Origin of the sequence: Kosakonia arachidis, assembly GCF_900116535.1 — a bacterium.
Classification (GTDB): domain Bacteria; phylum Pseudomonadota; class Gammaproteobacteria; order Enterobacterales; family Enterobacteriaceae; genus Kosakonia; species Kosakonia arachidis.
Genome location: NZ_FPAU01000007.1, coordinates 160,275 through 173,676, shown reverse-complemented (window position 1 = coordinate 173,676; position 13,402 = coordinate 160,275). Strand labels below are relative to the sequence as shown.

Below are 13,402 nucleotides of genomic sequence, written 5' to 3'. Positions count from 1 at the left end.
ATCAGAGCCGTCATCAGGTACTATTGCCGGATGGCGGCTTTGTTGCAGATGGATGGTGTAAATCTTCCCTTGAATCCGCTGGCAAACCTGTTAAGCAGGTCATACCGTCAATTAAGGAGAGTGCGATGTCTGATAGCCGTGTCTGGAGCTACTCTGCGGTATTGATGGGCTCACCCATCTTGTTGAAACTCTTCTCCCACGATGAAGCGCTCGCGTCGCGCGTTTTTTCGCTTATCAAACAGTACGAAGATCTCTTGACTGTTAACCGCGCCGATTCGCAGGTAATGGATATCAACCACGCTGCCGGGCGTCATCCGGTCGTTGTCAGCCGCCCGGTGTATGAACTGATCAAATGCGCCAAAGCCGCCAGCCTGCTGCCTGACAGTGCGTTTAATCTGGCGATCGGCCCGCTGGTGAAACTATGGCGCATCGGTTTTAAGGGCGATTCTGTTCCGGCCGCAGATGAGATTGCCGCGCGGCTACGCATCACGCGCCCGCAGGATGTTATTCTTGATGATGCCGCTGCCAGTGTGTTTCTGGCGCAGCCAGGCATGGAGATCGATCTGGGCGCAATTGCAAAAGGGTTTATCGCCGACCGGGTACGCGACTACCTGTATCAACAGGGCGTTAGCGAAGGGCTGATCAACCTCGGCGGCAATGTACAAACGCTGGGAGCGCCGCAGGGCGGCTGGAGCATCGGCGTGAAAAAACCCTTCGCCGCTGCCGAAGCGCTGGTAGGCTCGATTGAGGTCGTGAACAAATCGGTGGTGACATCCGGCACCTATGAGCGCTATTTCGAGCAGGATGGCAAACTATGGCACCATATCCTCGACCCGCGCAGCGGCTATCCGCTGAGTAACGAACTCGACAGCGTGACCGTCATTTCCACCGACTCTCTCGACGGCGATATCTGGACCACGCTGCTGTTTGGGTTGGGTGTTGAAAAGGGCTGCGCTTTGTTGCGCCAGCGGCAGGATATTGAAGCGATCTTTGTCAGCAAAAACCGCGAAATTACCCTCTCATCACGGCGACAGTTCCGCTTCACACCGCTCGATGCCAGCTATCGGCTTACTGACTGTACTGCTTAAGCAGGCTGTACTGTTCAGCAATCAACTGATAGCGATAGACCGGTCGCCCGGTGGCGCCATAATGAATGGTGGTGTAGAGAATATTAATCTGTGCCAGCCAAATCAGATACTTACGGCAGGATACGCGGGAAATATTGACTGCGCTTGCCAGTTCATCGGTTGAAAACTCAATACCAGGATGGGCGTCAATCCACTGACAAATGGTACGCAGGGTTTGTGCGGTCAGCCCCTTTGGCAGACGACGAGTGTCAGCCACTTCCGGTGCGCCGCCATGCAGCAGGCGATCCACATCTGATTGCTCATAGTAAGGACGGGCATCCATCAGTTTGCGCTTTTCGCGCCATGTGGTGAGCGCCTCTTCGAAACGCGGGAACTGGAACGGTTTAATTAAGTAATCGACCACACCGTAGTGCAGTGAGGTCTGAATGGTAGCGGCATCGGCAGATGACGTAATCATAATGACGTCGATAGCACGCCCGCTGGCACGAATAACCGGCAGTAGATCCAGCCCGCTATCCTGTTGCATATACACGTCCAGTAGCACCAGATCGATATCGCGCAGCGGATCTTTGATCATCTCCTCAGCCTGATGCAGCGACGACGCTGTCCCGCAGCACTGAAAGCCCGCAATCTGTGTCACATACATGCGGTTCAGTTCTGCCACCATCGCATCATCGTCAACAATTAATACATTTATCACGCTGTCTTCCTTTCACTATCCCAGGGGAGATGGACAAAAAATTGGGTAAATACGCCAGGCTCGGACTCCACGGTCAGGGTTCCGCCCAGTTCGGTAAGTTGCTGACTGGCAAGAAATAGCCCAACGCCACGGTTATCGCCTTTGGTTGAAAATCCTTTACGGAAAATCGCATCAATGTTGTCCGGCGCAATGCCTGGACCATCGTCGCTGACCTCACCGACAAGCCAGCCATCCTGATAATGCAGCAACAGACTGACTTCGCCCTCCGCTTGCTGGCTTAACGCATCGAGTGCGTTTTCTATCAGATTACCGAGCACCGTTACCAGCACGGTAACCTGTTTTTCGTTCGGATTATCAGGAACCAGACTTTCATCGGCCAGCCTAAGGGTCACGCCGCGCTCTTTCGCCCGGTTAAGTTTGCCTAACAGAAAACCGGCGACCACCGGCGATTTAATTCGATGTTGAATGGCGCCAATATCGGTCTGATAATTCTGCGCCGTTTGCAGCACATAACCCTCCAGCTTGTCATAACGTTTCATATTCAGCAGGCCGAGGATCACGTGCAATTTGTTCATAAATTCATGAGAAGCGGTGTGCAGGGCGTCAACATAGTTCACCATCCCGTCCAGCCGCTGCAACAACTGGCTGACTTCTGTTTTATCACGGAACGTGCTAATAGCCCCGATAATCGTGTTCTGGCTGCGCACCGGCACGGTATTGCACAGCAACAGCAGGCCATTACAGCCCAGTTCACGATCCTGAATTGGCTCCCCGGTTTTCAACACCTCCAGTAGATCGGCCAGCAGCGGCGCGTGCCCGGCAGTGCCGTCGGCGGCATTGGTTAACAGCATCTGTCGCGCGGCGTGATTAAGCAGCGTAACGCGCCCGTCGTCATCCACCGCAATCACCCCTTCTTTTAGCGACTGTAACATCGCCTGGCGCTGCTTAAACTGGGCGGAGATTTCGTACGGTTCCAGCCCCAGCAGAATACGTTTCAGTATCCGCACCAGTTGCCAGATGCCGAGCGAGCCAATCAGTGCGCTGAACAGCAGCGTCCACATCACTGCCCAGCGGCTGCGGTTTACCTGATCCTGCACTTTGCTGAGCGAAATGCCGACCACCACCACGCCAATTTGCTGATTGCGGTTGTCATAAACCGGCGTAAATACGCGCAGCGCCAGTCCCAGCGTGCCGCGATTCACCGCCACATTCTCTTTACCACGCAGCGCGGGCTGCAGGTCATCGCCGATAAAAGTCTGCCCGATGATCGCGGCATTCGGATGCGAATAACGAACCCCCTGCATATTGGTGACGATGGCGTAAAGCAGATCATTGCGCGCGGTCACTGACAACGTCAGCGGCTGAATTACATTGCTGTCTGGCGGCAACCGCAGGCCGCGTTTGATCTCTGGTGCATCAGCCAGCGTGCGGGCCACAGCCAGCGCCGTCTCTTTTACCCCATCGCGCGTGGCGTTGCTGATTTGCCAAAACCACAGGGCACACGCCAGCAGTAGCACGGAGCCGGTGACACTGCACACCATCAATGTCACCGTGGTGCCGAGCTTCATCGGACGTTTGCGCGGTTTTATCGCCACAGGGGCTAAGTCATTCATGCCAGACCTGATTCTCTCTTAATAAGAAACGTATTATCACCGATGGCGACGATTTCATAAAGCCGTGTGAAAAAAGGAAAAGTGCCCAATCCGGGGCGGGAAGCGTGACCCCATTCGCAGGTATAACAAATAAATAACCTTATAGTGTGTGTGGAACCATTCAGAAGGAGCAGGGTATGAGCAATAAGCCAAACGGTTCAGTAATGGAACGCCGTCACACAGAGACAGCCGATATCGACAGGCTGGCAACGCAGGATATGCTGGCGCTCATCAACCGCGAAGACCAGGTGGTCACCAGTGCGACAGGGGCCTGTTTACCGGAGATTGCCCGGCTGGTGGATAACGCCAGCGCCACGCTAAATCGCGGCGGTCGGGTGGTGATTGTGGGCGCAGGGGCGTCAGGGCGCGCTGCGCTACAGATGATTGCAGATTTCGCGCCGGACGCACACCCGCAGCTCATCGGTCTGATGGCGGGTGGCGCGGAGGCAAAAAGGCAGGATCAGGAAAAAGCGGCGGCGAACTACGCGCTGGGTATTGCCGATCTCCAGGCGATCCGCTTTGGCCATCAGGATATGCTGGTGGCACTGTCGGTCAGCGGGAAAACACCGTGGATGTGGGGTGCGCTGCGCCATGCCTGGTCGGTTGGCGCGTGCATTGCGCTGCTCAGTCACTCCCGGGAGAGTGAAGCCGCACAGATGGCGGATATCCTGATTGCGCCGGAAACGGGCGCTGAGGTGATTGCCGGTTTTAACGAACCGAAAGCGCACCTGGCGCAGCAGCAGATCCTCAATATGCTGGCGAGCGGGCTGGCAATCCGCACCGGGCGAGTCTACAGCAATTTGCGCGTTGACCTTAAGCCCGATAATACGCACTGGATCGAGCGGCAGATCGCGTTGGTGATGGCGGCGACGCAGTGCAACCGCGAGCAGGCGAAAAGCGCGCTGGCCTCCAGTGATAATGACTGCCGTACGGCGATTTTGATGCAGCTGACTGGTCTGAACAACGCGAAGGCGCAGGATTTACTGGTGGAAAATCACCAGAGCTTGCGTATTGCCCTACAGGAGGCGAAACCGCATCTGGTGGAAGCCTGATATTTCCGCCCGCCAGACGCTGAGCTGGCGGGTTTTTCCGCACGCATTTCTCCCGCCATAATTTATTATATGGCGAAAATCGGCTTGATATTTCTGTGTTTTAAAATAAATCTTTGCGATATTAATTCCCTACACTTTACGCCATTGCTTTTTTTAATTTAAAAAAGTGCTTAGCTATTAATGCGGGTATTTAATAAAATTGTGAAGGATATTTTAAAATAACGTAAAGATGCGTTAATATCAGTTTCCACAAATCACATATCGCTATGTAATCTAATCAATATGCCTGCAATTAAAAAGACAATTATATCGCTGAGCGCCGTTGCGCTGCTCGTCAGTTCCGCGACCAATGCCTGGGCGGAGGAAAATCAGAAAACTGACTTCCTGCTGATTGGCGGCGGCATCATGAGCGCTTCTCTGGGAACCTGGCTGCAGGAATTACAGCCGGAGTGGAAACAGGTGATGGTTGAGAAACTCGACGCTGTTGCACTCGAGTCGTCGAACGGCTGGAATAATGCCGGTACGGGGCACTCCGCCAATATGGAACTGAACTATACGCCGCAGCGTGCGGACGGTTCTATTGATGTCAGCAAAGCACTGGAAATTAACGAGCAGTTTATGATCTCCCGCCAGTTCTGGTCGGCGCAGGTTCAACGCGGTGTATTAAATAACCCGCATACCTTTATTAATTCCACCCCTCACATGAGTTTTGTCTGGGGCGATAACGTCGATTATCTGGCAAAACGTTATGCGGCTTTACAGCAAACTACGTTATTCCAGGGCATGAAATTCTCCACTGACCATCAGCAAATTAAGCAGTGGGCGCCACTGGTGATGGAAGGGCGCGATCCTAATCAGAAAGTGGCCGCGACATGGACGCCAGTGGGTACGGATGTGAACTACGGCGAAATTACCCGCCAGCTGGTAGGTAGCCTGAAAAAAAGCAGCAATTTCTCCCTGCAAACCTCCTCTGAAGTGACCGACTTTAAACGTAATGCCGACAACTCATGGCATGTCACCATCAAAGATGTGAAAAGTGGCAGCGAGCACGCTATTGATGCGAAATATGTCTTTATTGGTGCCGGTGGTGGTGCGCTGAAACTGCTGCAAAAAACCGGCATTCCGGAAGCAGAGAACTATGCTGGCTTCCCGGTTGGTGGTTCCTTCCTGATGACCGAAAACCCGGCGATTACCAGCCAACACCTGCAAAAAGTGTACGGCCAGGCTTCTGTGGGCGCACCGCCGATGTCGGTACCGCATATTGATGCCCGCTTTATCGATGGCAAACGCGTGGTGTTGTTCGGGCCATTCGCCACTTTCTCTACCAAATTCCTGAAAAATGGTTCGTTCTTCGACCTGCTGAGCACCACCACCACCAGTAACTTTATGCCGATGACCCACGTAGGTCTCGACAATTTTGACCTGGTGAAATACCTGGTCGGTCAGGTAATGCTGAGCGATGACGATCGTTTTGCGGCGCTGAAAGAGTACTATCCGCAGGCCCGTAAAGAGGACTGGAAGCTGATTCAGGCCGGTCAGCGCGTACAGATCATCAAGAAAGATGAAGAGAAGGGCGGCGTGCTGAAGCTGGGTACCGAAGTGGTGGTCGATCAGCAAAAAACCATTTCTGCACTGCTGGGCGCGTCACCGGGCGCTTCTACCGCTGCGCCGATTACGCTGAACGTCATCAAGAAAATGTTCCCGCAGCAATTCAACTCAGCGGAATGGCAGAGCAAAATCCGTGAGATCGTGCCGAGCTACGGCCAGGAGATGAACGGCAACGTGGCACTGACGCAGAAAGTATGGGATGACACCGCCGCAACGCTGCAACTGGCGAAACCGCCAGTGATTCAGATGCCAGAGAGCACAACGCAGGAAGCGAGACCTGCCGCGCCAACAATGGAAAACGCGCCGCAACACGACATGGTGCTGTAAATACAAAAGCCCCTTGCGCGCTTAGGATCCCCATAAACCAGCGCTAATAAATCCGCACACGATTATGGTGGGTTCTGGAGATGTCGCTAAGAACGGTGCCTGGCACCGTTCGATTTAAAATAGCGCGTAAAAAATAAAAAACGCGACCGATACAGCCTTTTTGCCCTATCAATAGCAACACCATCCGCATTGACAACCCTGGATTTCCGGCTGACGATGGTCTTCTTCCCGCCTTTAACCTGCAAGGAGTTGTAATGAAAACGGCTCTCGCTTTCCGTCATGTCCCCTTTGAAGATTTAGGCACACTGGCCGATATGCTGTATGCGCTCGGTTACGAATGCCGCTATATCGACACACCGGTTGAGTCATTTGCTCATCTTGATCCGCAAGCTGCCGATCTGCTGGTGGTGTTGGGCGGGCCGATCGGTGCGTACCAGCAAGCGATTTATCCGTTCCTCAGCGAGGAGCTGCGCCATATAGGTGAGCGGCTGGCGCACGGCAAACCGGTACTTGGTATTTGCCTCGGTGCGCAGCTCATGGCGCGGGCGCTGGGGGCACAGGTGGCGCCAATGGGCGTGACGGAAATTGGCTATGCGCCGCTGACCCTCACTCCCGGGGAGCACAGCGATCTTCTGGCTCCTCTGGCGGATCTGCCGGTGCTGCACTGGCACGGCGACCGGTTTGCCATCCCGCAGGGGGCGAGCCATCTGGCACACAGTGCAGTCTGCGATAACCAGGCCTTTCTCTACGCGCCGCATGCGCTGGCGTTGCAGTTTCATCCGGAGGTAAGTGCCATCGGGCTTGAAGGCTGGCTGGTGGGCCACGCCAGTGAACTGACTCATGTCGGTATTGATCCACGCCAGCTTCGCGAACAGGCCGCGCAATACAGCCCGGCGTTGGCCCGCGCACTTCAGCAGGTGATTAGTCGTTGGTTAACACCGCTCGTTGGCTAACTGAATTTCACTTCCGCGAACGTTTTCCTGGCCGGAAAGTTCGCGGTGGAACACTTTCTCCCGCCGATATTTCGCCAGTCACCTGGGTGAAAAATAAATAAGCGTAATATTTTCAGCTAATAACCCTATTTTTTTGCCACTGGCGATAATCTGGCCTCCGCTTTGCAATTTCCTCTTGCCTGTTTGCAAACACACTTTCGCAATGTTGTTCATCAAGAGGAAATATCATGACACGTAAGCTGGCTATCTATGGCAAGGGAGGGATCGGCAAGTCGACCACCACGCAAAATACGGCGGCGGCACTGGCCTGGTTCCACGGTAAAAAAGTGTTTATTCATGGCTGCGATCCGAAAGCCGACTCCACGCGTCTTATTCTTGGCGGTAAGCCGCAAGAGACCTTAATGGATGTTTTGCGCGATCAGGGCGCCGAGAAAATAACCAATGATATGGTGGTGAAAACCGGTGTCTTTAATATTCGCTGCGTTGAATCCGGCGGCCCGGAGCCAGGCGTAGGGTGCGCTGGCCGTGGGGTAATTACCGCCATCGATCTGATGGAGGATAATAAAGCCTACGCCGACGATCTCGATTTTATCTTTTTTGATGTGCTCGGCGATGTAGTTTGCGGCGGTTTCGCCATGCCCATCCGTGATGGTAAAGCTCAGGAAGTTTATATCGTCGCTTCGGGGGAAATGATGGCGATTTATGCGGCAAATAATATCTGTAAAGGTCTTGTTAAATATGCCAAACAGAGCGGCGTCCGTCTGGGCGGAATTATCTGTAACAGCCGCAATGTGGACGGTGAAAAAGAGTTTCTCGAAGAGTTTACCGCGGCGATCGGTACCAAAATGATCCACTTTGTGCCGCGCGACAACATTGTACAGAAAGCGGAGTTTAACAAGAAAACCGTCACCGAATTTGACCCGGAAGCGAACCAGGCCCAGGAGTATCGTGAATTGGGACGCAAGATCATTGAAAATACCGACCTGGTGATCCCCCATCCTCTGACCATGGATCAGCTGGAAAAAATGGTCGTTAAATATGGTCTGAGTGATTAATTCGTCCGGTTATTTTACCGTCATTCCCGGAAGGGGGATTAACTATGCCGTATCATGAGTTTGATTGCAGTAAATGTATTCCCGAGCGTAAACAGCATGCCGTCGTTAAAGGTGCGGATGAAGATATCACCTCCGCGCTGCCGCTGGGGTATTTAAATACCATTCCGGGAACCATTTCCGAGCGCGGTTGCGCCTATTGTGGAGCCAAGCATGTCATCGGCACGCCGATGAAAGATGTGATTCATATCAGCCACGGCCCGGTCGGTTGTACGTACGACACCTGGCAGACAAAACGCTATATCAGCGATAACGATAACTTCCAACTGAAATATACGTTCGCCACTGATATGAAAGAGAAACATATTGTTTTTGGTGCTGAAAAAGTCCTTAAGAACAATATTATCGAAGCTTTTGATGCACATCCAAATATTAAACGGATGACCATTTATCAAACCTGCGCCTCGGCATTAATCGGTGATGATATTGCCGCCATTGCACAGGAAGTAATGGATGAGCGTCCGGATGTGGATATTTTCGTCTGTAATTCACCGGGATTTGCTGGCCCAAGCCAGTCGGGTGGCCACCATAAAATTAATATCGCATGGATAAACCAAAAAGTCGGCACAGTCGAACCGACGATCACCAGCGATTATGTCATCAACTATGTTGGCGAATATAACATCCAGGGTGACCAGGAAGTGATGGTCGATTATTTCAAACGCATGGGGATTCAGGTGCTGTCGACTTTTACCGGCAACGGCTCCTATGACGACCTGCGGGCGATGCATAAAGCTCATCTGAATGTGCTGGAGTGTGCACGTTCGGCGGAATATATCTGCAACGAATTGCGCGTGCGTTATGGCATACCGCGCCTCGACATCGACGGTTTTGGCTTCGGGCCGCTCGCCGAATCGCTGCGTAAAATCGGTTTGTTTTTCGGTATTGAGGATCGGGCGCAGGCGATTATCGATGAGGAAATCGCCCGCTGGAAACCGGAACTGGAGTGGTACAAAGCGCGGCTGAAAGGCAAGAAAGTGTGTCTGTGGCCGGGTGGCTCAAAACTCTGGCACTGGGCGCATGTGATCCACGCGGAGATGGGCGTAGAAGTGGTGTCGGTTTACACCAAGTTTGGTCATCAGGGCGATATGGAAAAAGGCATCGCCCGATGTGAACCCGGTGCGCTGGCCATTGATGATCCCAACGAACTGGAGTCGCTGGAAGCGATGTACAAACTGAAACCGGATGTCATTTTCACTGGTAAACGCCCCGGTGAAGTGGCGAAGAAAATCCGCGTGCCGTACCTCAACGCCCATGCGTATCACAACGGGCCGTACAAAGGTTTTGAAGGCTGGGTACGTTTCGCCCGTGATATTTACAACGCGATCTATTCACCGATCCATCAGCTGGCGCAGCTCGATATCAGTCAGCAGACGATCCCGGTAGGTCAGGGCTTCGCTACCGCCCGCATGCTGTCGGATGTTGGGCTTGACGACGCAGTACGCAATAACAGCGAACTGCGCGAATACAGCGGCGGTTTCGACAGTGTCAGCAAGTTACGCCAGCGCGAATACCCGGATTTTTCCGCTGATGCTGCCCGCCGCGAGGAGGCCGTATGACGCAGGATGAACATGTTGAGTTGATGGTGGATTACATTATGAAGCACTGTCTGTGGCAGTTTCACTCCCGCAGCTGGGACCGTGAGAAGCAGAACGCAGGCGTGCTGGGGAAAGCCCGCCAGCTGTTGTGCGGCGAAGAGGTCGAGCTGACAACTCCTGCCGATCGCTGTTACTGGGCCGATGCCGTGGTGCTGGCCGATGCCTACCGTTCCCGCTTTAGCTGGCTACAGAGCATGAATAAAGCGGAGATCGGCTCATTGATCGAGGCGCTGCACCAGCGGCTGGATTATCTGACCATTACCGGTTCGTTGAATGCTGAACTGACCGACCAGCGCTACTAAAGGGGGCGTGCATGTCTTGTGAATTAAAAGCGAAAGATCGCACCGGGGTGATCAACCCGATTTTTACCTGCCAGCCCGCCGGGGCGCAGTATGTCAGCATCGGCATTAAAGATTGTATCGGTATTGTGCATGGCGGGCAGGGATGTGTGATGTTCGTGCGCCTGCTGATCTCCCAGCATCTGAAAGAGAGCTTCGAAATTGCCTCTTCCTCGGTGCATGAGGATGGCGCTGTATTTGGCGCGCTGGATCGCGTGGAGCAGGCGGTGGATGTGCTGCTGATGCGTTATCCGCATGTCAAAGTGATCCCGATTATCACCACTTGTTCGACAGAGGTCATTGGCGATGATGTTGATGGCGTAGTGCGTAAGCTCAACAGTGGATTACTGCAAGAGAAATACGCCGGGCGCGAAGTGCATCTGATCCCAATTCATACGCCGAGTTTTGTTGGCAGTATGATCAGCGGTTATGACGTGGCGGTGCGCGATATCGTTAAGTATTTCGCACGTAAAAGCGAGCCGAACGGCAAGATAAACCTTATCACTGGCTGGGTGAACCCCGGCGATGTTACGGCGTTAAAACATCTGCTGGATGAGATGTCGATTGATGCCACGGTGCTGTTTGAAATTGAAGCCTTTGACTCGCCGCTGATGCCTTCCGGCAATTCGGTTTCGCATGGCAATACCACCATTGCCGATCTTATCGGTACGGCGAACGCCAGCGCTACGATTGCACTTAATCGGTACGAAGGGGCGAAAGCGGCGCGTTATCTGGAAGAGAAGTTTGACGTCCCGGCGCTGATTGGCCCGACGCCAATTGGCATTCGCAATACCGACACTTTCCTGCACAACCTGAAAACGCTTACTGGCAAACCTATCCCGGCATCGCTGGTGCGTGAACGCGGCATTGCCCTCGATGCGTTGACCGATCTGGTACACATGTTCCTCACCGATAAAAAGGTGGCGATCTACGGCAACCCGGATCTGGTGGTGGGGCTGGCGGAATTCTGCCTCGATCTGGAGATGAAACCGGTGCTGCTGTTACTGGGTGATGATAACGCCACCTATGCCGATGACCCGCGTATTCAGATGTTGCAGCAACAGGTGGAGTACAACATGGAAATTGTTACTAATGCCGACCTGTGGGAGATGGAAAAACGTATTACTAACGGTGAGCTGGAACTGGATCTGATTCTCGGTCACTCAAAAGGACGTTTTACCGCCATTGATAACCAGATCCCGATGGTGCGCGTGGGCTTTCCTACCTATGACCGTGCCGGACACTATCGTCATCCGGTGGTGGGTTACGCTGGTGCTATCTGGCTGGCTGAGCAGATGGCAAACACGCTGTTTACCGATATGGAATACAAGAAAAATAAAGAGTGGATCCTCAATGTTTGGTAATGCCTGACCTGAACGCCGGGGTTCGCCCCGGCTGGAGAAAACCATGGCGCAACTCCTGTTTGAAACCGATGAACAGCGTTTTGTTCGCTGTTACAACGATGCGAAAGGTTACCATCGCCGCGCCAGTCTGCTGGCGGCGCAAAACCGTTCCGCGAGCCTGGTATTTAACGTCGCAGCCATCGCCGTGGAGTGCTATCTGATTGCACTCTGCTCCTTGCACGGTGATATGCCTTTTAACCATAACTACCGCAGCCTGATGGCAAGTGCTTCGGAAAAGAGCACGTTTAGTCACTCACTGCGCGACAGCATTTTGTCGCTGGACAGTATTTTCGGCATCTGCTCGGTGGATGACTATCACCACGGGACACCGGACGAGCACGACAAAGTGCGTATTCTCAGCATTTGTCAGGCACTGGATGTGCTGATTACCAGTGAGCAACGACGCCTACAGGAGGAAAAATCATGAGCCAGGAGATACTAATGCACCCCCACGGCGAGATGCGTCGCGATGAACGGGCGCTGACCGATCCTCAGGCGCTGGACGCTATTTTGCAGGCCGGAAGGGTGATGTATATCGCGCTGGCCAGCGCGGATATGCCGTTTCTGCTGCCGGTGTTTTATGTCTGGGATGGCACGGCGCTGTGGTTTCACTCGGCGCGCGCTGGCAGCAAAATCGACATCATGCGGCAAAACGCCAACATCTGCTTTGCGGTGTCTGAATACGGCGGCATCATCGAGGACGACCTGGCCTGTAACTTTGAAGCGCGTCACCGCACAGTGATTGGCGTCGGTAAAACCTATTTTGTCGACGACGAGGCGGAAAAGGTCACCATGTTGCACTGCCTGATGGCACGTTTCAGTGATAAAAGGTTCCACTTTCCCGCCGCCAATCTGAAAGCCACCCAGGTTATCCGCATTGACATTACCTCGATGAAGGGGAAGCAACACGGCTATTAGCCTGGAGAGAAGATGAATATTGCGGTTTTTCTTGATCGGCAGGGGCAGGTGGCGCCGCTCACCGCGCCCGGCACGGTAACGCTATTTTCCCGCGAGCACGGGCGCTGGCAAATTGTGCAAAAAATTGCTTTCGATTTGTCGTCCTGCACCTCACTTGACGTTTTTCGTGAACGGACGCTGGCGATGCTGGCGCAGCTACCTGCCTGCCGCCATTTTGTCACCCGCGACGTACACGGCGCACCGCGCGCCTGGTTCGATGGGCTCGGGTTGACCTTGTGGCAGTGTACGGGCGCACCGGAACCGGCGCTGGACACCATTGCGCAGCAGCCCGTGGCGCCGGAAGCAGTAACGCTGCCGCCGCAGGCGTTTGTCCGTTCTGGCGCTGAGCTTGGCGAATTTTATGTCGATCTGATCGCCGCGCGACAGGCCGGAGCCGATGACATACATACTGCGAAGTTGCTGCTGGTGCCGCTACTCGGTCGCGCAGAGTTCACGCGGCTGGAACTGCGGTGTGACCATGTGCCGAAATGGTTTGCCCGTCTTGCGGATTATCACCTGCAATATCACAGCACACCGCTGGACGATGGCACCCTGCGGGTGGTGGTGACAAAAACGGCGTCCTGATGTCGGTAACCCGACAAAAGTGTTCGCCG

General features: G+C 53.8%; 13 protein-coding genes. 11 read left to right on the top strand and 2 right to left on the bottom strand.

The genetic code is table 11. From position 1 onward, the window contains the following. Positions 1 to 125 precede the first annotated feature (125 nt). Positions 126 to 1,088: an FAD:protein FMN transferase gene (locus tag BM427_RS21265; RefSeq protein ID WP_090125498.1), complete on the top strand. Its 963-nt coding sequence runs from the start codon at positions 126 to 128 to the stop codon at positions 1,086 to 1,088. Here BM427_RS21265 and dcuR read toward each other — a convergent pair. Both dcuR and BM427_RS21255 read right to left on the bottom strand, forming a co-directional pair. Then, positions 1,069 to 1,788, bottom strand: coding sequence for a two-component system response regulator DcuR (gene dcuR / locus BM427_RS21260; protein WP_090125495.1), 720 nt, complete (start codon positions 1,786 to 1,788; stop codon positions 1,069 to 1,071). The genes BM427_RS21265 and dcuR overlap by 20 nt on opposite strands. Next, complete coding sequence (locus tag BM427_RS21255) at positions 1,785 to 3,401, bottom strand: sensor histidine kinase (protein WP_090125491.1); 1,617 nt, start codon at positions 3,399 to 3,401, stop codon at positions 1,785 to 1,787. Before BM427_RS21255 ends, dcuR begins: the two co-directional genes overlap by 4 nt. Before the next feature lie 176 nt (positions 3,402 to 3,577). Between BM427_RS21255 and BM427_RS21250 the strand changes: the two genes are divergently transcribed. The 10 genes from BM427_RS21250 to BM427_RS21205 all read left to right on the top strand — a co-directional run bounded on the left by BM427_RS21250 (position 3,578) and on the right by BM427_RS21205 (position 13,373). After that, positions 3,578 to 4,492, top strand: a complete 915-nt coding sequence (locus BM427_RS21250; protein WP_090125488.1) for an N-acetylmuramic acid 6-phosphate etherase — start codon at positions 3,578 to 3,580, stop codon at positions 4,490 to 4,492. A 282-nt stretch (positions 4,493 to 4,774) separates the two neighbouring features. Beyond that, entirely contained in the window at positions 4,775 to 6,427 is a 1,653-nt protein-coding gene (gene mqo / locus BM427_RS21245) for a malate dehydrogenase (quinone) (RefSeq protein ID WP_090125485.1), read from the top strand. Between the two features lie 254 nt (positions 6,428 to 6,681). Beyond that, positions 6,682 to 7,380, top strand: a complete 699-nt coding sequence (locus BM427_RS21240) for a glutamine amidotransferase (protein ID WP_090125482.1) — start codon at positions 6,682 to 6,684, stop codon at positions 7,378 to 7,380. Positions 7,381 to 7,607: 227 nt separating this feature from the next. Continuing rightward, positions 7,608 to 8,435, top strand: coding sequence for a nitrogenase iron protein (gene nifH / locus BM427_RS21235; RefSeq protein WP_035888626.1), 828 nt, complete (start codon positions 7,608 to 7,610; stop codon positions 8,433 to 8,435). Between the two features lie 44 nt (positions 8,436 to 8,479). Next, positions 8,480 to 10,051 carry a nitrogenase iron-iron protein, alpha chain gene (gene anfD, locus BM427_RS21230; RefSeq protein ID WP_090125479.1) on the top strand — a complete coding sequence of 524 codons (1,572 nt, stop codon included), beginning with the start codon at positions 8,480 to 8,482 and terminating at the stop codon, positions 10,049 to 10,051. After that, positions 10,048 to 10,392 carry a Fe-only nitrogenase subunit delta gene (gene anfG, locus BM427_RS21225; protein ID WP_090125476.1) on the top strand — a complete coding sequence of 115 codons (345 nt, stop codon included), beginning with the start codon at positions 10,048 to 10,050 and terminating at the stop codon, positions 10,390 to 10,392. The genes anfD and anfG overlap by 4 nt, the downstream gene beginning before the upstream one ends. Positions 10,393 to 10,403: 11 nt before the next feature. Further along, positions 10,404 to 11,792: a Fe-only nitrogenase subunit beta gene (gene anfK / locus BM427_RS21220; protein ID WP_090125474.1), complete on the top strand. Its 1,389-nt coding sequence runs from the start codon at positions 10,404 to 10,406 to the stop codon at positions 11,790 to 11,792. Positions 11,793 to 11,835: 43 nt separating this feature from the next. Beyond that, positions 11,836 to 12,258 (top strand): hypothetical protein, encoded by a 423-nt coding sequence (locus BM427_RS21215; protein WP_090125471.1) that lies wholly within the window; start codon positions 11,836 to 11,838, stop codon positions 12,256 to 12,258. Further along, a complete protein-coding gene (locus BM427_RS21210) occupies positions 12,255 to 12,749 on the top strand; it encodes a pyridoxamine 5'-phosphate oxidase family protein (RefSeq protein WP_090125469.1) in 495 nt (164 codons plus the stop codon). Before BM427_RS21215 ends, BM427_RS21210 begins: the two co-directional genes overlap by 4 nt. A 12-nt stretch (positions 12,750 to 12,761) precedes the next feature. Continuing rightward, positions 12,762 to 13,373 (top strand): Fe-only nitrogenase accessory AnfO family protein, encoded by a 612-nt coding sequence (locus tag BM427_RS21205; RefSeq protein ID WP_090125466.1) that lies wholly within the window; start codon positions 12,762 to 12,764, stop codon positions 13,371 to 13,373. Positions 13,374 to 13,402 lie beyond the last annotated feature (29 nt).